The following is an 18,596-nucleotide window of genomic DNA, read 5'->3' as shown; positions in this document are numbered from 1 at the left end:
TCATCGAAGGTTACAATTCAGTTTCTATCTTATATGTATTTCTTGTCGGAGAGTTTCTTGATGTCAGTTCTGCTAAGTATCCTGCCAAAAACAATTGAACCCCCATAATCATAGCGACTAATGCAATATAAAATTGAGCAGTATCTGTCACTAAACGAGCCCGCACTCCTTGTGTTAGAAAATACAATTTCTCTCCACCAACATATAGAATTAAAAGAAATCCAATCATAAACATCAGTGTACCCAAAAGTCCAAAGAAATGCATGGGTTTTTTACCAAACTTTCCGATGAAAGTGATGGATAACAAATCCAAGAATCCATTTACAAACCGCTCTAAACCAAACTTTGTGGTTCCGTATTTACGTTCTTGGTGTTGAACTACTTTTTCTCCAATTTTCGTAAATCCTGCCCATTTAGCTATTGCAGGTATATATCGGTGCATTTCTCCATAAACTTCGATGTTTTTGACCACATCGTGCTTATAGGCTTTCAAACCGCAGTTAAAATCATGCAGATAAATGCCAGTCATTTTACGAGTAGCCCAGTTAAACAACTTGGTAGGAATGGTTTTAGATAATGGATCGTAACGTTTTTGCTTCCATCCTGAGATTAAATCAAAACCATCTTTCGTTATCAAATTATATAATTCTGGAATTTCATCAGGACTATCTTGTAAATCGGCATCCATTGTAATAACAACAGATCCGTTGACAGCTTCAAAACCTACATTTAAAGCAGCCGACTTCCCATAGTTTCTTCTAAACTTAACCCCTCTAACAGTGGTTGGATGGGCAGCTTTCAGTCCTTCAATTACTTTCCAAGAACCATCTGTACTTCCATCATCTATAAAAATAACCTCAAATGAAAAGTTATTTTTACTCATTACCCTTTTTATCCAATCAAACAATTCAGGAAGAGATTCTTCCTCGTTTAATAATGGAACAACTATTGAAATATCAATCAACTGATTCAATTTTATTAATTAAATGTTTCGTCTTCCTTCTTAAGAATAAATCCCAGAATTAAAGATATGATGAAACCGAAAAATACATTTCCTAACAAAGCCATAATGCCAATAAATCCTGCGGAAGTGAACATTTTAGAATACTCCAACCCCATCTCTATTTCTTCATCACTCATTCCTTTGGCTTCCATTTGTCGCTGACTCTCTTCTAATACGTATTGGATCATCGTATCGTCAACGAATTTCAAATAAACGTACATGAAAAAGGCAGTTAAAATTCCGAAGAATAATGAAACCAATGTTCCAAAACCTAAAACAGATCCGTAAGCAATTAATCCTCCGCACTCATTATCTCGATAACTTTTAATTGCCCAAAATAATCCTCCTATCATGACCACATAGCTCACATATTGTAGCAATTTGTTTTCGTAATCAGCCATTAAAAATGATACTAGCGATATTCCTACAAGTACCAGTCCAATGATAGCTCCGTAGTTCATTGCACTCTTAAACATTGGCGGTTTTTGTTCCATGGTTTTCGTTTTATTTGTTAGAAAACAAATATAAAATTTAAATCCCATCCATAGAAAGAAATTTCACAAATCATTTGCGCGATTCATGAGATTATGCCTACTTTTGCCGCGGGTAAGTCTTATACGACCAGCTCCTGTTGAATCCCCCAGGTTCGGAAGAAAGCAAGGGTAGATGGTTGAGCGGTGCGATGTAAGTAGCTTACCCATTTTTTATGCACTATTGTTAACATCTTTTTTTGAAAAAAGGGGAACGAAAATTTACCTTTGGACAAACAAAAAAATACACTCATGAAGTTTTTTATCGACACTGCAAATCTAGATCAAATCAAAGAAGCTCAAGAGCTTGGAATTTTAGATGGCGTAACTACTAATCCATCTTTAATGGCCAAAGAAGGCATTAAAGGAGACGAAAAAGTAAAACAACACTACATCGAAATCTGCAACATTGTAGATGGTGACGTAAGTGCTGAAGTTATTTCTACAGATTTTGCGGGAATGATTAAAGAAGGTGAGGCATTGGCTGCTTTGCATCCTCAAATTGTGGTAAAAGTGCCAATGATTAAAGAAGGTGTAAAGGCCATCCGTTATTTTTCTGATAAAGGAATCCGTACGAACTGTACTTTGATTTTCTCTCCAGGACAGGCATTATTAGCAGCTAAAGCTGGTGCTACTTATGTTTCTCCTTTCATCGGTCGTTTGGATGATATCTCTACAGATGGATTGAACTTGATTGATGAAATCAGATTGATTTTTGACAATTATGGTTACGAAACTCAAATTTTAGCTGCATCTGTTCGTCATGCAATGCATATTATTGACTGTGCTAAATTAGGTGCTGATGTAATGACTGGTCCTTTAAGTGCCATTACTGCATTATTGAATCACCCATTAACTGACATTGGTTTAGAGAAATTTTTAGCTGATCACGCAAAGAATAGCTAGGAACAAAATATATATTTAGTGAAAAAGCAGTGTTGAAGAATCGACACTGCTTTTTTTGTGTGAGAAACTCCATTTCCAAAAATTAGCGGCTTAAGCGCCGATAGTCTTAAGAGAAAATCATTTTAGTTGATCTGAACCCCAGACTACTTCTAACACTATATTTATTCACAAGACCCAACGAAATTAGATTTTCTAAAGTAAACTGATAACACTTGAGGTTATCCTACCCCATCTCCAAAAATAATTAACTCTCAAAAATGGCTTTTGCGGAATCCGTTTGAAAAGTGTAATTTTTAGCTGCTAAAAATGAAAAATTCTTAATCATTAAAAATAGACTAGCTCAGGTCAATAAAGAAGACTATTATTTTATTCAAAGTCCAAATGCTAGTTGCAAGTAGAATATTTTACCCTATAAATAAGTTTTCGTTTTCCTTAAAGACTAAATTTTGATAATGCTTTAAAACCATTATCAATAATCCTTATCTTTATAAAAAGTTTATTTCAATGAATTCAGCTGAAATCAAAATTGACTTATTTAGAAAGTTGGACGCTTTAAAAGGGAAAACCTTGGAAGAAGCTTATGGCATCCTCGTTAATTACATCAATGGTGAGAGTGATGTTAATGAATGGCAGAATCTTACTGATGAGCAACAAGCTGCAATATTACATGGAGTTGAACAATTAGAGAATGGACAAGGAAGAAGTCATAATGAAGTAATGATTGAAATGAGAAATCGCTTTGTAAATGACTAGAGAAATCTTTTGGTCTCCTGATGCTGAGAAAGATTTTGAATCGATTTTAAAATATCTGCAAGTCAGATGGAATAATCAAATTACAAGAAGATTCATCAATAAAGTAGAAGAAAACATTGATTTAATTCTTAAAGACCCTCAAATGTTTCCTCTTATAAACGAGCAATATGGCATACGAAAAAGTGTTTTAACCAAACAAAACACATTGTTCTATAGAGAAAAGAATGACAGAATTGAAATCATTAGACTTTTTGATACGCGACAAGACCCAACGAAATTAGATTTTCTAAAGTAAACTGATAACAATTGAGGTTATCCTACACCATCTCCAAAAAATAGTTAATTCTCAAAAATGGCTTTTGGGGAATCCGTTTGAAAAGTGTAATTTTTACCTGCTAAAATTTTAGAACTATGATTATTAAATTATACGACGAAAACATTGATCCAAGACAGTTAAAACTGATAACAGAGTGCCTGAAAGATGGTGGCTTAATCATTTACCCTACCGATACCGTTTATGCCTTGGGCTGTGATGTTCTAAACAGAAGTGCGGTAGAAAAAGTAGCGCAAATTAAGGGTGTAAAAGTAGAAAAAGCAGATTTCTCTTTTGTGTTTCACAACTTGAGCCATATTTCAGACTATACCCAACAATTTGATACCTCCATTTTCAAATTGCTAAACAAAGCATTACCTGGTCCGTTTACCTTTATTTTACCCGCTAATAAATCGGTGCCAAAACTATTTCACAATAAAAAGAAAACCATTGGAATACGAGTGCCAGACAATAAAATTACCAGAACCATTGTCAGCGAATATGGAAATCCATTAATCTCTACCTCTATTCACGACGACGATGAAGTGATTGAGTACACAACAGATCCGGAATTGATTCACGAAAAATATGAAGACAAAGTAGACATCGTTATTGACGGTGGTTTTGGAAACAACGAAGCCTCAACTGTTGTGGATTTGAGTGATGGAAATATCACTATTCTAAGACAAGGTTTGGGAATTTTAGAGAACTATATTTAAGATGAAGAATACATTAACAGCGATAATCTTCGGTGTAGCAATTATCGCAGCGGCCTATTTGTTAGGAGACGCATTCGTCAATAGAAATGCTAAAAGTAAAGTTCTCTCGATAACAGGGCTAGGTGAAACAGATTTCACCTCAGACTTAATCGTTTGGGAAGGGAATTTTCAAAAAGAGAATGAAAATCTAAAAGTAGCTTACGCTGCTCTGGCTGAAGATAAAAAAGCAGTTCACGACTATTTAGTGAGTAAAGGTATTGATGCGGAGAACATCGTGTTCAACGCAGTCAATACTGGTGAAAATACTAGAGCCAAATACTCCAATGATGGTCGATATATTGGTCAAGAGTTTTTAGGATATGTGCTTTCTCAATCCATCAAAATAGAATCTACTGACGTAGAAAAAGTGGAAAGAATATCAAGGGAAGTCACTGAATTATTAAATAAAGGGGTACAATTTTATTCACAATCACCACGCTACTATTACACTAAACTAGCCGACTTAAAAATTGAATTGATTAAAAAAGCTACTGAGGATGCGTGTGCACGTGCGGAGATGATTGCATCTAATTCTGGTGCCAAACTAGGAGAACTTAGCAACGCTAATATGGGAATCTTTCAAATAACCGGGCAAAACTCTAACGAAGAATATTCTTGGGGTGGAACGTTCAATACTTCTGATAAAGACAAAACTGCAAGAATTACGGTAAAGCTAGAGTACGAAATCGACTAATCATTCAATTGCATGAATGCATGTGGTAAAAATTCGATAAGGTCTAATGCATTCATGCTCACTTTCCCTATAGATTCTGCTGCAATATCTCCGGCTAGTCCATGAACCATCATTCCAAACATGGCTGCTGATTCTGAGGTATACCCTTGCGCTAATAATGCGGTAAGAATGCCTGTTAAGACATCTCCACTGCCACCTTTGGCCATTCCTTCATTGCCAGTAGAATTAAAGTAGAACAAACCTTCAGGAGTACATAAACATGAGAAAGCACCTTTTAAAATCACGTAAGATTTAACCTTCCCACAAAATTCTTTTAGTTTTTCCAATTTCTCTTCATCACTGTTCCACTCTCCTACCAACCGCTTGAATTCGCCCGGATGCGGCGTCAAAATACTACCAGTAGGAATCAAAGAAAGCCAATCTTGATGACTAGCCAAGATATTTAATGCATCAGCATCGATTACAAGTGGCTGAATCACTAGTTGCAATAAATGATGTATTGCCTTTTGAGTATTCTCCGCTTGACCTAATCCTGGCCCAATTCCAATTCCTTTATATTGCTCAACAGATTGTATACATGTCGTAAAATACTGGTGTATATCCACCTCCACCATAGCTTGTGGAACTGCTTGTTGTAGTATTTCTACACCACATTTGGGTGTATGAATACTGAGTAATCCAACTCCTGAACGCAAAGCTGCATTTGCAGAAAGTACTGCAGCCCCCATCATACCAAAGCTGCCAGAAATTAGTAATCCATGACCATTAGTCCCTTTATGAGCAAAAGTTCTGGAAGGTTTAATCAATTTTTTAATATCGGATCGTTCTAGAAAATAGTAAGGTGTTTGTTCTTCTTCTAGTGCCATGTGATCCAAACCGATATCAATCAAATGCCATTCTCCAATACACTCAGCATAAGTTGGTTGAAACAAACATAGTTTCGGCACCTGGATGGACAATGTTGCTGTAGCCTTAATTACATGCTCCAAACTATTATTTCGATTGTCAGCGGCCATCAATCCTGAAGGTATATCAATTGCAACGATGTGTTCACTTTGATTTAAAATATCAATGACTTTTCCAACAAAACCTTGAACAGACCGATTAAGACCAGAACCAAACAAAGCATCAATCACTACATCTGATTGTTGAATAGAAAGGTCGAATCTATTTTCGTTCAATTCCTCAATTGGAATTTTCATCTCATTAAGTTGATTCAAATTAGCTGCAAACTCATTGGAATCTTTACTTGAAAATCGCAAATAATAAACTTTTACTTTCCATTTCGCCTTGAACAGCATTCGGGCCAATACTAAACCATCACCTCCATTATTGCCATTGCCACAAAAAATATGAATAGTTGAAGTCTGATAAAACTGAAAGTGAGAACAAAAAAACTGAAATAGATTAAAAGCAGCAATTTCCATCAATTGGAGGGAAGAGAGGGACAGCCTCTCCATTGTTTTTTTATCCACTCTGCGAATAGCGGACGAAGAAAGAACCTTTTTCATTATTCTATATTCAACAATACCTCATGCAACTCCATCACTTGAGGCAATAATTTATCCTTATCGTCATTGATGATGATAAAATCCGCCAATTTATTGCGAGTCTCATCGGTCCATTGATTATTCATCCGATGTTCAACATCTTCAGCTGAGACATTATCACGAGCCATAATTCGTCGTATTCGCTCTTCCTTTTTTGTGTATACAGTGATGATTCGGTCTAAGTTTTGGTGAGCTCCAGACTCAAACAAGATAGCGGCTTCCTTGATAATATATGGAGCAGAAGCATGTTTCTCGCACCACTTATTGAAAGATTCACCTACTAAAGGATGAACGATAGAGTTCAATTGCTCCAATGCATCGGGATTTGTAAAAACGATAGCAGCCAATGCTTTGCGATCCAATTCTCCCGAATCGTATAAATGTTCACCAAAGGCTGATTTTATTTTTTTTATGGCTTTAGAGTTGGTATTCACGATATTCCTTGCCACCATATCAGAATTAAAAACAGGCACACCCAAATTAATAAAAACTTGACTTACAGTAGACTTACCACTACCTATTCCACCTGTCAATCCAACCTTTAACATTACTTCTTAATTAAATATTCAACCTTTTCCGGACTCACTTTAATGATTTCCACATCAACTCCTTCTTGCTTGACGTTAACTTTCAGCTTACTTATCTCCTTATTCGCTTGGTCATAATCAACAAATGCTATAAAATCATCAGCTTTCAGCAATTCAAACATACTATTAGAAACCAACACTTTGATCTCTACAGCTGCAGGAAGTGTTCTTAACCGAACTTCATCAGGTAAGTTAATTACTTTGATCGGAAGTTCAATAGTTTTTTCAGTAAATCGCTCGGTTTTTACCTCTACCTCAACTGAAGAAGGAAAGGTTCTGATATACGGGCCTAAATTCGACTCCAGTTTTGCAACAGTTTTAAAATCTGATTTAATGTCGTTTTCTTTGATCAACTCAGTGGTTACATATCTAATTGAGTCCAACTGGTCGGAAGGTCCAAAAATTTCAACAAATTGAGGCTGAGAAACTATGGAATCCTTTAATCGTATTTGTGGAGCAAATGATAACTCATGTCGTAATTTAACCGCTACTTTTTTGCGTTGTAAGGGTTGCATATGAATAGTCAAAAACTCAGGGTAAATACTTTCTACACTAATATTGGAGCCTAATTGATTACTGATTTCATTGACAAGCGTTTTGGTTGGAATAATTTGGTTTCCATCTCGATCTAGGTTGGACTCATCTACATCAATTCTTAATTCTTTTTTGTTCCAGAATAGAGCCTCTCCAATCAGGTTGAAACCTGATCCATATGTATATACTTTTATTTTTTTGGGAGGTTGATTCGTAATAGCGAAAGAGGAGTCGGAATGCTGATAAATACAATTATATTCAATACCCAAAGTTAAGTCTTTGGAAAGCGCATTCAACAACCAAAAAAGAGAAGCTGAAATCAAACAAAAAAGGAAAATACTTATCTTCTTCTTCAAACGGTTTTTACCATTTGCGTCCTTCTCGATAAATATTTTCCTTACTAGTATTTTCAATTTGTTCTATTTTCTTTCTTTCAAAGAATGAAGATAGACATTATTTCGCACCCATAGCTACTCCTGAAAAGTCTGGAGAAACAGCCGCTTTTTCAATGGTTAATTTCAACCCATTTCCTGCATCTACAACAATTGTAGTTTCTTTAATTTCAGCTACTTTTCCATGAATTCCACCGATGGTAACTACTTCTTGTCCCTTGGCTAAATTCTCTCTGAATTTACGTTGCTCTTTTTGTTTTTTCATTTGTGGTCTAATCATAAAGAAATAGAACACTATGATTATCAAAATCAGTGGTAAAAATGACATGATAGGGTTTTCTCCTTCTTTGGCAGGAGACATTAATAAGATTGTCAATAAATTCATGTTATTTCGTTTCTGGAGTTAATACATTTCCTTTCAAAGCCAATACTGTAGTATTAGGTTTTGTGTTCGCAATTAAAGTCACCGTTTTATTTTGTTGACCCATTTTACCTTCACTATCAAATACTACTTCAATTTCTCCTGTTTCGCCGGGAGCAATTGGGTTCTTAGGATAAATCGGCACCGTACAACCACAACTACCTTTAGCATCAGAGATAATTAAATCGGATTCTCCAGAGTTTGTAAATTTAAAAGTGGTTTGCACTTTCTCTCCTTGTGTAATTTCACCAAATTCATAAACTATATTCTCAAACTCAAAAGCAGCTAATTGCTTGGCAGCTTCTTCATTATCCTCATCAGAAGGAATATTGATTACATCGGTTGAAATTGCTGGTTCTTCTGGGTTTTTTTCTGCTTGATTACATGCTGAAAATCCAATAAGTGCTGCTACACTTGCTAAATAAAATACTCTTTTCATACTTTTAATTTTTGGGGCTTATTCCATTAAGCCTCGTCCTACTTTTCTTATTTTTTTGGCTTCCTTAAAATCGGCAACCAACTTATCTAAAATGCCATTAATGAATACTTTACTTTTTGGAGAACTAAATAATTTAGATACTTCAATGTATTCATTCAAGGTTACTTTAATTGGAATACTTGAAAATTCTGTTAGTTCTGTAATGGCCATTTTCATGCACAATACATCCAATACAGCAATTCGCTCTACATCCCAATTCTTTGTTTTTTCTTCAATCAGTTTCGTATTCTCATTATTGTTAATAATGGTTTTTCGAAAAAGATTCTTGACAAAATCACGATCATCCAAATCATCCTTAAACATCGCCATAAGGTTTCCACCAGCGCTAGTTTCTGACTTAATTTTCTTCACATGTTTCAATGCCATTGAAATAGCAAAATCTACATCATCATGATCCCAGTATATGCTGCGCTCATGAAATAAGTTCTGAAGCATTTCTGACTCAGACACGACTTCTTTATAAAAATCCATTAGAAATTTTCGGTCTCTATCGAAACCCTTTTCCTCTGAATGAATATAATTTTGAAACAATGGGGTCGCTCTTAACTCTTTTAACAAGCGCTTCAAATCATCACGATCAGCTGCCCAAGAAATCTTGTGACTCTTGAATGCAGACTGAATGGTTTCATTCTCTCTCAATTGACGAATGATTTCATTGTCAACAAATGTCCTATTCGGATTTAAATCTTCATCCGTTGGCAATGCCTTATTCTTTGCCTCCATTTGCTGTGCTTCTGCTAATTCTGCCAATTCAATTGGCAAAAGCAGGAAATAAAGATAAAGGTCGTACATGCGCTCTATACTTAAAAACAACTCCTTTTCCCCTTTCGAGAGCTCAGTGCTACTAGATTGAAAAAAGGCATATAAAGCCTGCATTACTTTTACTCGTAAAATTCGTCTATTCAACATTTAAAGAACGTCTTTGGAAATATGTGTATTTATCTTACTTGTTTAATCTTACCTACTGCTTTAATTCGCTCTTCAGCTAATTTATTGGCTGCAGCATAAGTTGGTATATTTTCTTGAATCGCTCTCTTGAAGATATCTAATGTGGTGTTATAGATATTCTGAGTCAATTCCATTGCTCTATCTTCACCGTAATTAGCTACTTCTCTATTCACATTGATCAGTCCACCTGCATTAATTAAGAAGTCAGGAGCATATAAAATTCCTTTCTTAATCAACTCAGCACCATGAATCACTTCATTCTCTAATTGATTGTTCGCTGCACCTGCAATGATCGCACACTTCAACCGAGGAATAGTGTTTGAGTTTACAGTTGCTCCTAAAGCACATGGAGAATAAATGTCAATATCTAAATCATAGATAGAATCACCTAAAACTACTTCAGCGCCGTATTTATTAGCTACATCTGCAAGTCTCTGTTCGTTGATATCGGTGATGTATACTTTTGCATTTTCTTCTGATAAATATTTTACCAATACCTCGCCAACATGACCAATTCCTTGAACCAATACTTTCTTTCCGGTCAATGAATCATTACCGTACATTTCTTTTGCACCTGCTTTAATCCCCATATAAACACCATAAGCAGTAACAGGAGATGGATCTCCACTACCACCTAATGATACAGGAACTCCAGCTACGTGGTCCGTTTCCATTTTTACCCACTCCATATCACTTGGGCTAATACCCACATCTTCTGCAGTGATATATTTACCGCTTAAGCTATTTACAAACTTTCCAAATCTTCTGAATAAAGCTTCAGATTTTTGAGTGTAAGAATCTCCGATGATTACCGCTTTTCCACCACCTAAATTTAGACCAGTGATAGCCGCTTTGTATGTCATCCCTCTTGATAAACGCAAAACATCGTTCAACGCTTCTACTTCATTCTTGTAATTCCACATTCTAGTTCCTCCTAATGCAGGACCTAATGTGGTATTGTGTATGGCAATAATTGCTTTTAAACCAGTTGCATTGTCTTGACAAAATACAACTTGTTCGTGGTCGTAAGTGACCATGTTGCTAATCACAGGATTCTCTGCTAGCTTAGTTTCTTTGATATCAATTACTTCATTCATTCTATTAAAGTTAACATTATCACTTGCTAATAAACCTAAAGATATTAGGTACTTTTGCAGGCGTTGCCGTCTACAAAATTCGATTGCAAAAATAGTATTAAAATTTTGTTTAGAACGGGCGTAAAGTGCACAATTTATGAATTCTTTAAAGTATCTAAATAAGTATCTCCTAAAGTATAAATGGCGATTAGGACTAGGGATTATATTCGTAGCCATCTCGAATGTTTTTGCGATTTATCCACCCCAAATAATCCGTGAAGCCTTTGATCAGGTAGCTCGTTTTATCAGCAAAGAAGAAGTAGTTAACAACGGGGATATGCCTTGGATTGCCGCCTTCACCAAGGATATGGATTTAACTAAAAGTTTAATATTCTTTGCCGTTTTAGTTATGGTGATGGCTTTATTGAAAGGCCTTTTTACCTTTTTTACCCGCCAGACCATTATAATCATGAGTCGTTTGATAGAATTTGACTTAAAGAATGAGGTATATGCGCACTACCAAGAACTAAGCATGCCTTTTTACAAGCGCAACAACACTGGAGACATTATGAACCGGATCAGTGAAGATGTCAGTCGTACTAGAAACTATCTTGGACCAGGTATTATGTATAGTATCAACTTGGTTACATTATTCATCTTTGTTATTTCTGTAATGTTGAGTATCAATGTAAAACTGACCTTATACGCATTGGCTCCGCTTCCTGTGCTTTCTGTTTTGATTTATTATGTAAGTAATGTAATTAATAAAAAGAGTGAAGCTGTACAAGCTCAATTGTCTAATTTATCAACTCTTGCTCAAGAAACTTTCTCAGGAATTCGAATTTTAAAATCTTTTGTAAAAGAAGACTACGCTAATCAAGCCTTAGACAAAGCTGCGACCACTTACAAAGAGAAAAATCTAGACCTTGTAAAAACAGAAGCTTTATTCATGCCCATTATGACCTTGTTAATCGGCTTAAGCACGATTTTTACTATTTATATTGGATCAAAAATCTACATAGAAGCTGTAGAAGCGGGTGTTCCTCCTCCAATATCTCCAGGAAATATTGCTGAATTTGTTATTTATGTCAATATGCTCACTTGGCCAGTTACTGCCTTAGGTTGGGTAACTTCTCTAGTGCAACGTGCAGCGGCATCTCAAAGAAGAATTAATGAGTTTTTAGAAACCAAACCTGAGATTGTAAGCGGAACAACTCCACTACAAAACATGAAAGGGGAAATTGAATTTAAAAATGTAGGATTCGTTTATCCCGATTCGGGTACAAAAGCTTTAGATGGCATTAATTTTCAGGTGAGCCCAGGGGAAACTCTTGCAATTATAGGACGAACCGGTTCGGGTAAATCGACTATTGCTGATTTGGTGTGCAGACTTTATGACCCGACATCTGGAAGTGTATATATGGATGGGATTAACTTAAAAGAGCTAGACTTAAATGCTTTGAGAGGAAACACCGGTTATGTTCCGCAAGAAGTTTTTCTATTTTCAGACAATATTGCCAACAATATAGCATTTGGTTACAGCGAAGAAATGCCTCCCTTTGAAAAAATTGAACGAGCTGCAAAAGATGCTGCCATCTATGACAATATAATGGATTTTCCAAAGCAGTTTGAAACCATTCTGGGTGAGCGAGGAATCACTCTTTCCGGAGGACAAAAGCAACGTATTTCTATTGCACGTGCCATTATCAAAAAACCGAAATTGATGATTTTTGATGATTGTTTGTCAGCTGTAGACACAGAAACAGAAGAGAAAATTTTAAGCAGTTTAGACAGAATTGGAAAACAGAGTACTTGCATCATCATTAGTCATCGGGTATCCTCAGTAAAAAATGCGAACAAAATCATTGTACTAGACGAAGGCCGAATTGCCGAAGAAGGAACGCACAATCAACTAATTGAAGCAAAAGGTTTATACTTTGATATCTATGAGCGTCAATTACTAGAAGATCAGAAAACGGCCTTGAATTAAGATCATTGCTTACGCTATTAGACATTATTCTCTGATATTTTTTTTCTTGAAAAACAGCTAAAAATCTTACTATGGTTGGAAGTTAGATTAAATATATTTTATTTAGTTTTGTTGGAAACACTTTAAAATTGTAATTCTAAGAACAAATTGTCAAGAAGATGGAAGGAAAAGAAAATTACGACAAGGAGCAGGGATCAAGAGAAGACGAAGTATTTTCAAAAGCAGTAAGGGCAGGAAAAAGAACGTATTTTTTTGACGTAAAATCAACTAAAAATGATGATTACTATCTAACTGTTACGGAAAGTAAAAGAAGATTTAATGCAGATAATGGCAAATTCTTTTACGAAAAGCACAAATTGTTTCTTTACAAAGAAGACTTCGAAAAGTTTACTGATAGCTTAACTGAAGCTATCGATAAAATAAAAGCGTTAAAACTAGAACAAGGAGAAGAAGTAGTAGAGAAAATTCAATCAGAATTTACGGATGTTAATTTTGATGACTTAGACAGTTAACTTTCAAAAATATACACACAAAAAAGGTTGAACAATAAATTGTTCAACCTTTTTTTATACTGCCTTCTCACTACCAATATGTAAGGAAGTGCTTTACATTTAAAGAATAAATAGCATCACACTTTCATTCGATAATTTGGTGACTACTTATCAAATTCCTAAAATAGTCCTAATTATAAAACAACCTGAATTTGGTTGTTGGATGATATCGATACCGTTGATTTAAGCCGCCATCATAAAAACCATTCCGAGTATGGTTACAATAAAATAAGGTACTAATCCCCCTGCTCCTGCATAATCTTTCGCCATGCGCTGACCAAAAAAGAGAGCAATTAAAGAACCTGCAGAAATGATTAATCCAATTTCTAAAAAAATATCATTCTGAACGATTGATCCATAAACACCTAACAAGCTAAATGCACCTGCCAAAACCTCTAAAATGGTAATTTTTAACACCATAAATGGAACTATCTTAGCTAAAGGAGATTGTGCAAAATGCCCTTTTAACCACTCTAAATTATCTTTATAGTTAAATACTTTATCCAAACCAGATTGAAGGAAAAGAATTCCTAAAAACAAAGAAAAAGCAATCTTAATAATTAGGATTCCACATTCGTCATCCATTCCTGAAAAAAAACTTGTTAAAAGCATAGTGTTCATCGATTTAATAGTTTATAAATTTTTCTAATTGTTGATTGATCGCTTCTTGTGTATTTTTATCTTCTACTACCCCCAGCTCGCCTAAGATATCATAAATTTTAGACACTGGAAGTTTCAGCGCCATCACCTCTACTTGCAAATAATGCAAAATATCTGTCAGATGATCCATCCCTCTTAAGTTTCCTGCTCTACCAGCAGCAATTCCCAATAAAGCGGCCTTTTTACCCGCATAAAATTCCGGTTTTATCGCATCCATAAATAACTTGAGAATCCCTGGAATACTACCATTATATTCTGGAACAACAAAAAATAATTTGTCGCAAGGAATGATATAATGTTGAGCAATCACAGTAAAAATGGAGTGTTCATAATTGTAGACCTCATCTAAATCTATTCGATTGGGCAACTCATCCAAACAAAAAAGTTTGACCTTTTCCCCTCTTTCTTCTAGCTGATTCTTGCAATAATTTGCAAAAAACTGGGTCATATTTCCCTTTCGATTTGAGGCTGAAATAATAGTAATCATGGGTTATCTTTTAACAAAAAACTGTTCAAAAAATGTTGTTAACAATTGGAAATAAACCACCATAAAAATGGTAATTTCGAAAGAGCAAACACGCACATTAAATATGGCGCAAAATAAAGCATTTAAGCCCATTTTTGCGGTTATTTTTGATTATTTGAACGACCAAAATTCCAACGATTCATGACAATTACTTATTATGGCCATTCTTGCTTTGGAGTTAAAACCAACAATTGCTCTATTTTGTTTGATCCGTTTATTCGACCAAATGAATTAGCGCGCGACATAAATATTGATAGTATTTCTGCTGATTATATTGTTGTTACTCATGGACATTCAGACCATATTGCTGATTTAGAATACATCGCTAAGCGAACCAACGCAAAAGTGATCTCTAATTTTGAAATCATTCAGTGGTGCTCTAAAATGGGAATTGAAAACGTTCATGCGATGAATACAGGGGGCAAATTTGCCTTTGAGTTTGGAACGATAAAAAGTGTTTTTGCAGCACACTCTAGTAGCTTGCCTGATGGTAGCTATGGTGGAAACCCCAATGGTTACATCATCAAATCTGGAGGTAAAAGTATTTATTATGCAGGTGATACTGCATTGAGTAGCGAGATGAAATTAATTGGTGACTATGATCAAATAGATTTAGCATTTTTACCAATTGGTGACAATTTTACCATGGGTGTTAAAGATGCCATCACAGCAGCAGGTTTTGTAGGGTGTAATGAGGTTATCGGTATGCACTACGATACTTTTCCGCCAATAAAGTTAGATGGTGAAAAAGCCATCAAAGACTTCAATAGTAAAGGAGTGAATCTTCAATTAATGTCAATTGGAGCAACAATAGAAATTTAATTTTTTTCAATAGATAGAATGGGTAAAATTATTGCAATCGCCAACCAAAAAGGAGGAGTTGGAAAAACCACTACTTCGATTAACCTTGCAGCTGCACTGGGTGTATTAGAGCGAAAAGTACTAATCGTTGATGCAGATCCTCAAGCAAATGCAACCTCAGGTGTTGGTTTTGATCCAAAGAATGTAAAAACAAGCATTTACGAATGCTTGGTTAATGATGTGGAAGCAAAAGACATCATTCTAGCTACCAAATCTCCAAACTTATATTTGTTACCTGGTCATATCGATTTAGTAGGTGCCGAAATAGAAATGATAAACCTTCCTAACCGGGAGAAAATGATGCGATTGGCTTTATCAAAAATTAAAGACGATTACGATTTTATCATTATCGACTGTTCTCCTTCTTTGGGTTTGATTACTTTGAATGCGCTCTCTGCGGCTGACTCTGTAATTATTCCTGTTCAGTGTGAATACTTTGCTTTGGAAGGTTTAGGGAAATTGTTAAATACCATTAAAATTGTTCAATCAAGATTGAACACTGATTTAGAAATTGAAGGATTGTTATTGACCATGTATGACATCCGACTAAGACTTTCTAATCAAGTTGTTGAAGAAGTTAAAACCCATTTCCAACAGATGGTTTTTGATACCATTATTCAACGAAATACTAAATTAGGAGAAGCGCCTAGCTACGGAGAAACCATTATCATGCACGATGCAACGTGTAAAGGTGCGGTCAATTATCTTAATTTAGCACGCGAAATTTTGCAGAACAATAATTTAACTAAAATTAGTGAATCTGAAAAGGTAATTAATTTAGAGGATGAGTAAGAAAAGAGTATTGGGTAGAGGTTTAAGTGCATTGTTAGAAAATGATGATACAGACATCACTAACAGCAAAAAATTAACACGAGAAGATGTAACTGAGGCGGCTGGATCTGTGGCTTTATTGTCGATTGGGATGATTGAGGCCAATCCGTTCCAACCTCGTACAAAATTTGAAGAAGAAGCGTTAAACGACCTGTCTCAATCTATCGCCGAATTGGGTATTATACAACCAGTTACAGTAAGAAAGTTAGGTTACAACAAGTATCAACTAATCTCTGGTGAGCGTCGTTTCAGAGCTTCTCAGTTAGCTGGTTTGGAGGAAATTCCTGCGTATATCCGAATTGCGAATGACCAAGAAATGCTTGAAATGGCATTGGTTGAAAATATTCAACGGGCAGATTTGGACGCCATTGAAGTTGCAATCAGTTATCAACGTTTGGTAGATGAGTGTAATCTTACTCAAGAAGAACTTTCTCAAAGAGTAGGTAAAAAAAGAAGTACAGTTGCTAACTACTTAAGATTATTAAAGCTTCCTGCTGAAATACAGAATGCCATCATAGACAGAACCATTAGTATGGGACACGCTAGAGCTTTGATTAATGCAAAGGATACAGCTACCCAACTCAATATGTTTAATGAAATACTAAAAAACGAATTATCCGTTCGACAAACAGAAGAGTTGGTAAAGGAAAGAAAACCATCTACTCCTGTCAAGAAGGCGGTTTCTGTGCCATTATCGTTTCATGAACAAAAGATGAAAGCTGATTTATCGGAGTTTTTTCAAACTACAGTTAAGTTGCAACGTCAAGGAGAAGAAACAGGAAAGATCATTATTCCTTTTGAGTCACAAGACCATTTACTGCGCATCATGGAACTTTTAGATTTGTAAATCCAGCCTTTGAAGTACTTATCCATATATTTATTTGGTTTTACCTTATTTCTTTCTTCTATGCAGTTGAAAGCACAAAGTGACACCACTATTGTGGATTCTATGTTCTTGAATCATTCTCCAAAGAAAGCAGCCATGCTCTCCGCAATACTCCCTGGAGCTGGTCAAATCTACAACAAGAAATATTGGAAAGTGCCTTTAGTATATGGAGCTATTGGGGCTAGTTTGTACTTCGCTTTTGACCAACGTGATCGATTTAGAGAATTCAAATCTGCGTATGTTAGCAGAGTCGATAACGACTCTACTACAATAGATTCAAAATATACCGGTGTATACAGCGATCAAAATTTATTGACCCTTATTGAATACCATCGAAAAAACAGAGATCTGTTATTCGTTTTGGCAGGATTTAGTTACATCCTAAACATTGTAGACGCAGCAGTTGATGCCCATTTATTTTATTTTGATGTTAGTGAAGATTTATCTGCTTCAATACGTCCAAGAGTAAACTATGATCCATTTTCTAGAGCATATATGCCTGGAGTTCAAATTAACCTCAGATTGAAAAAATAACCATTGAAAAGGATTAAGCACCTGTAATGTAAAAATTCTTCAATTTTAAATCGCTAATTCTAACTTTACATTCACTATGAAAATTGCGCTTTACGGATATGGAAAAATGGGTAAAACCATTGAACGATTGGCAAAAGAACGAGGTCATGAGGTAGTATTGAGAATCAATTCTGAGAATGCTGCATCAATAACTACCAATGAATTGAAAGCCGCTGATGTTGCTATTGAGTTTAGCCGACCAGAACTGGCGGAGACACACATCAAAAAGTGCATTGAGGCCCAATTGCCAGTAATTGTAGGAACTACGGGATGGTACGACAAGTACAATTCTCTAAAAAAAGCTTGCCTAGAAAATGATTCTGCATTTTTAGCAGCCACCAATTTTAGTGTTGGCGTGAACTTATTCTTTGCTCTCAACAAGCAGTTGGCAAAGTTGATGCAGCCACATTCAGATTACAAAGTGGAGGTTGAAGAAATTCACCATACTGAGAAACTAGATGCGCCAAGTGGAACAGCCATTACAATAGCGGAAGGTATTTTAGAGAATTATTCTAATTTAACCAACTGGAAATTGGATGAAGCTAGTGATAGCGAATTAAAAATTGCTGCAGTTCGAACTCCGAATGTTCCAGGTACGCATGAAGTGAGGTATCAGTCAGCCATAGATGAAATTGCAATCAAGCACACTGCACACAATAGAGACGGATTTGCTTTGGGTGCTATTATAGCTGCAGAATTTATAATAAATAAACATGGGGTTTTTACCATGAATGATGTATTGAAAATCTAATAT

The 18,596-nt window shown here is 35.5% G+C and carries 23 protein-coding genes and 1 other RNA gene; 13 read left to right on the top strand and 11 right to left on the bottom strand.

Translation table 11 applies throughout. The annotated features are described in order from the left end of the window. Positions 1-10 precede the first annotated feature (10 nt). Together GQN54_RS14310 and GQN54_RS14305 are read right to left on the bottom strand one after the other, a co-directional pair. A complete protein-coding gene (locus GQN54_RS14310; protein WP_160634432.1) occupies positions 11-961 on the bottom strand; it encodes a glycosyltransferase family 2 protein in 951 nt (316 codons plus the stop codon). 17 nt (positions 962-978) lie between these two features. Next, the gene (locus tag GQN54_RS14305) at positions 979-1,497 is read right to left on the bottom strand and encodes a DUF4199 domain-containing protein (protein WP_160634248.1); all 519 of its coding nucleotides are present in this window, start codon (positions 1,495-1,497) and stop codon (positions 979-981) included. A gap of 110 nt (positions 1,498-1,607) precedes the next feature. Here GQN54_RS14305 and ffs point away from each other — a divergent pair. The 6 genes from ffs (at position 1,608) to GQN54_RS14275 (ending at position 4,957) form a co-directional block, all read left to right on the top strand. Further along, an RNA gene (gene ffs / locus GQN54_RS14300) (signal recognition particle sRNA small type) lies at positions 1,608-1,705 on the top strand. Positions 1,706-1,785: 80 nt separating this feature from the next. Continuing rightward, on the top strand, positions 1,786-2,439 hold the full coding sequence (gene fsa, locus GQN54_RS14295; RefSeq protein WP_160634247.1) for a fructose-6-phosphate aldolase: 654 nt from the start codon (positions 1,786-1,788) through the stop codon (positions 2,437-2,439). Positions 2,440-2,943: 504 nt separating this feature from the next. Continuing rightward, positions 2,944-3,192 carry a hypothetical protein gene (locus tag GQN54_RS14290; RefSeq protein ID WP_160634246.1) on the top strand — a complete coding sequence of 83 codons (249 nt, stop codon included), beginning with the start codon at positions 2,944-2,946 and terminating at the stop codon, positions 3,190-3,192. Continuing rightward, positions 3,185-3,487, top strand: a complete 303-nt coding sequence (locus GQN54_RS14285; RefSeq protein WP_160634245.1) for a type II toxin-antitoxin system RelE/ParE family toxin — start codon at positions 3,185-3,187, stop codon at positions 3,485-3,487. Before GQN54_RS14290 ends, GQN54_RS14285 begins: the two co-directional genes overlap by 8 nt. Positions 3,488-3,603: 116 nt before the next feature. Continuing rightward, complete coding sequence (locus tag GQN54_RS14280; protein ID WP_160634244.1) at positions 3,604-4,224, top strand: L-threonylcarbamoyladenylate synthase; 621 nt, start codon at positions 3,604-3,606, stop codon at positions 4,222-4,224. Position 4,225: 1 nt separating this feature from the next. After that, positions 4,226-4,957, top strand: a complete 732-nt coding sequence (locus GQN54_RS14275; protein WP_160634243.1) for an SIMPL domain-containing protein — start codon at positions 4,226-4,228, stop codon at positions 4,955-4,957. Here the strand turns inward: GQN54_RS14275 and GQN54_RS14270 are convergent. The 7 genes from GQN54_RS14270 to GQN54_RS14240 are packed head-to-tail and all read right to left on the bottom strand — an operon-like array spanning position 4,954 to position 10,985. Then, entirely contained in the window at positions 4,954-6,468 is a 1,515-nt protein-coding gene (locus tag GQN54_RS14270) for an NAD(P)H-hydrate dehydratase (RefSeq protein ID WP_160634242.1), read from the bottom strand. The two genes, GQN54_RS14275 and GQN54_RS14270, sit on opposite strands and share 4 nt — an antisense overlap. After that, positions 6,468-7,055 carry a dephospho-CoA kinase gene (gene coaE / locus GQN54_RS14265; RefSeq protein ID WP_160634241.1) on the bottom strand — a complete coding sequence of 196 codons (588 nt, stop codon included), beginning with the start codon at positions 7,053-7,055 and terminating at the stop codon, positions 6,468-6,470. The genes GQN54_RS14270 and coaE overlap by 1 nt, the downstream gene beginning before the upstream one ends. After that, positions 7,055-8,041 carry a CdaR family protein gene (locus GQN54_RS14260; protein ID WP_160634240.1) on the bottom strand — a complete coding sequence of 329 codons (987 nt, stop codon included), beginning with the start codon at positions 8,039-8,041 and terminating at the stop codon, positions 7,055-7,057. Before GQN54_RS14260 ends, coaE begins: the two co-directional genes overlap by 1 nt. A 40-nt stretch (positions 8,042-8,081) precedes the next feature. Then, positions 8,082-8,405, bottom strand: a complete 324-nt coding sequence (gene yajC / locus GQN54_RS14255; protein ID WP_160634239.1) for a preprotein translocase subunit YajC — start codon at positions 8,403-8,405, stop codon at positions 8,082-8,084. Between the two features lies 1 nt (position 8,406). After that, a complete protein-coding gene (locus GQN54_RS14250; RefSeq protein ID WP_160634238.1) occupies positions 8,407-8,880 on the bottom strand; it encodes a DUF1573 domain-containing protein in 474 nt (157 codons plus the stop codon). A gap of 18 nt (positions 8,881-8,898) precedes the next feature. After that, a complete protein-coding gene (locus GQN54_RS14245) occupies positions 8,899-9,849 on the bottom strand; it encodes a transcription antitermination protein NusB (RefSeq protein WP_160634237.1) in 951 nt (316 codons plus the stop codon). Positions 9,850-9,878: 29 nt separating this feature from the next. Continuing rightward, the gene (locus tag GQN54_RS14240) at positions 9,879-10,985 is read right to left on the bottom strand and encodes a Glu/Leu/Phe/Val family dehydrogenase (protein ID WP_160634236.1); all 1,107 of its coding nucleotides are present in this window, start codon (positions 10,983-10,985) and stop codon (positions 9,879-9,881) included. 136 nt (positions 10,986-11,121) lie between these two features. Between GQN54_RS14240 and GQN54_RS14235 the strand changes: the two genes are divergently transcribed. Then, on the top strand, positions 11,122-12,954 hold the full coding sequence (locus GQN54_RS14235) for an ABC transporter ATP-binding protein (protein ID WP_160634235.1): 1,833 nt from the start codon (positions 11,122-11,124) through the stop codon (positions 12,952-12,954). A 158-nt stretch (positions 12,955-13,112) separates the two neighbouring features. Beyond that, positions 13,113-13,466, top strand: coding sequence for a DUF3276 family protein (locus GQN54_RS14230; RefSeq protein ID WP_160634234.1), 354 nt, complete (start codon positions 13,113-13,115; stop codon positions 13,464-13,466). A 222-nt stretch (positions 13,467-13,688) separates the two neighbouring features. On the opposite strand, the gene GQN54_RS14225 is transcribed toward GQN54_RS14230, so the two are convergent. Then, positions 13,689-14,126, bottom strand: a complete 438-nt coding sequence (locus tag GQN54_RS14225) for a DoxX family membrane protein (RefSeq protein ID WP_235933092.1) — start codon at positions 14,124-14,126, stop codon at positions 13,689-13,691. A gap of 4 nt (positions 14,127-14,130) precedes the next feature. Next, positions 14,131-14,652 (bottom strand): NADPH-dependent FMN reductase, encoded by a 522-nt coding sequence (locus GQN54_RS14220; RefSeq protein WP_160634233.1) that lies wholly within the window; start codon positions 14,650-14,652, stop codon positions 14,131-14,133. A gap of 180 nt (positions 14,653-14,832) precedes the next feature. Here GQN54_RS14220 and GQN54_RS14215 point away from each other — a divergent pair, with 180 nt between their 5' ends. From GQN54_RS14215 to dapB, 5 genes are all read left to right on the top strand, one after another. Further along, positions 14,833-15,513, top strand: a complete 681-nt coding sequence (locus tag GQN54_RS14215) for a metal-dependent hydrolase (protein WP_160634232.1) — start codon at positions 14,833-14,835, stop codon at positions 15,511-15,513. A gap of 18 nt (positions 15,514-15,531) precedes the next feature. Further along, complete coding sequence (locus tag GQN54_RS14210; RefSeq protein ID WP_160634231.1) at positions 15,532-16,344, top strand: ParA family protein; 813 nt, start codon at positions 15,532-15,534, stop codon at positions 16,342-16,344. Continuing rightward, complete coding sequence (locus GQN54_RS14205; protein ID WP_160634230.1) at positions 16,337-17,230, top strand: ParB/RepB/Spo0J family partition protein; 894 nt, start codon at positions 16,337-16,339, stop codon at positions 17,228-17,230. The genes GQN54_RS14210 and GQN54_RS14205 overlap by 8 nt, the downstream gene beginning before the upstream one ends. Before the next feature lie 9 nt (positions 17,231-17,239). After that, the gene (locus GQN54_RS14200) at positions 17,240-17,803 is read left to right on the top strand and encodes a DUF5683 domain-containing protein (RefSeq protein WP_207554919.1); all 564 of its coding nucleotides are present in this window, start codon (positions 17,240-17,242) and stop codon (positions 17,801-17,803) included. 76 nt (positions 17,804-17,879) lie between these two features. Continuing rightward, positions 17,880-18,593 carry a 4-hydroxy-tetrahydrodipicolinate reductase gene (dapB, locus tag GQN54_RS14195; protein WP_160634229.1) on the top strand — a complete coding sequence of 238 codons (714 nt, stop codon included), beginning with the start codon at positions 17,880-17,882 and terminating at the stop codon, positions 18,591-18,593. Positions 18,594-18,596: the final 3 nt, after the last annotated feature.

The organism is Acidiluteibacter ferrifornacis (genome assembly GCF_009909615.1).
Taxonomy (GTDB): Bacteria; Bacteroidota; Bacteroidia; order Flavobacteriales_E; family Vicingaceae; genus Acidiluteibacter; species Acidiluteibacter ferrifornacis.
This window is presented reverse-complemented; position numbering and strand designations above follow the sequence as displayed.

Excerpts from the sequence above, each read along its gene's own strand:
- GQN54_RS14305 (WP_160634248.1), bottom strand. The coding sequence starts at position 1,497 with ATGGAACAAAAACCGCCAATGTTTAAGAGTGCAATGAACTACGGAGCT.
- fsa (WP_160634247.1), top strand. The coding sequence starts at position 1,786 with ATGAAGTTTTTTATCGACACTGCAAATCTAGATCAAATCAAAGAAGCT.
- GQN54_RS14290 (WP_160634246.1), top strand. The coding sequence starts at position 2,944 with ATGAATTCAGCTGAAATCAAAATTGACTTATTTAGAAAGTTGGACGCT.
- GQN54_RS14285 (WP_160634245.1), top strand. The coding sequence starts at position 3,185 with ATGACTAGAGAAATCTTTTGGTCTCCTGATGCTGAGAAAGATTTTGAA.
- GQN54_RS14280 (WP_160634244.1), top strand. The coding sequence starts at position 3,604 with ATGATTATTAAATTATACGACGAAAACATTGATCCAAGACAGTTAAAA.
- GQN54_RS14275 (WP_160634243.1), top strand. The coding sequence starts at position 4,226 with ATGAAGAATACATTAACAGCGATAATCTTCGGTGTAGCAATTATCGCA.
- GQN54_RS14270 (WP_160634242.1), bottom strand. The coding sequence starts at position 6,468 with ATGAAAAAGGTTCTTTCTTCGTCCGCTATTCGCAGAGTGGATAAAAAA.
- coaE (WP_160634241.1), bottom strand. The coding sequence starts at position 7,055 with ATGTTAAAGGTTGGATTGACAGGTGGAATAGGTAGTGGTAAGTCTACT.
- yajC (WP_160634239.1), bottom strand. The coding sequence starts at position 8,405 with ATGAATTTATTGACAATCTTATTAATGTCTCCTGCCAAAGAAGGAGAA.
- GQN54_RS14250 (WP_160634238.1), bottom strand. The coding sequence starts at position 8,880 with ATGAAAAGAGTATTTTATTTAGCAAGTGTAGCAGCACTTATTGGATTT.
- GQN54_RS14245 (WP_160634237.1), bottom strand. The coding sequence starts at position 9,849 with ATGTTGAATAGACGAATTTTACGAGTAAAAGTAATGCAGGCTTTATAT.
- GQN54_RS14240 (WP_160634236.1), bottom strand. The coding sequence starts at position 10,985 with ATGAATGAAGTAATTGATATCAAAGAAACTAAGCTAGCAGAGAATCCT.
- GQN54_RS14235 (WP_160634235.1), top strand. The coding sequence starts at position 11,122 with ATGAATTCTTTAAAGTATCTAAATAAGTATCTCCTAAAGTATAAATGG.
- GQN54_RS14230 (WP_160634234.1), top strand. The coding sequence starts at position 13,113 with ATGGAAGGAAAAGAAAATTACGACAAGGAGCAGGGATCAAGAGAAGAC.
- GQN54_RS14225 (WP_235933092.1), bottom strand. The coding sequence starts at position 14,126 with ATGAACACTATGCTTTTAACAAGTTTTTTTTCAGGAATGGATGACGAA.
- GQN54_RS14220 (WP_160634233.1), bottom strand. The coding sequence starts at position 14,652 with ATGATTACTATTATTTCAGCCTCAAATCGAAAGGGAAATATGACCCAG.
- GQN54_RS14215 (WP_160634232.1), top strand. The coding sequence starts at position 14,833 with ATGACAATTACTTATTATGGCCATTCTTGCTTTGGAGTTAAAACCAAC.
- GQN54_RS14210 (WP_160634231.1), top strand. The coding sequence starts at position 15,532 with ATGGGTAAAATTATTGCAATCGCCAACCAAAAAGGAGGAGTTGGAAAA.
- GQN54_RS14205 (WP_160634230.1), top strand. The coding sequence starts at position 16,337 with ATGAGTAAGAAAAGAGTATTGGGTAGAGGTTTAAGTGCATTGTTAGAA.
- dapB (WP_160634229.1), top strand. The coding sequence starts at position 17,880 with ATGAAAATTGCGCTTTACGGATATGGAAAAATGGGTAAAACCATTGAA.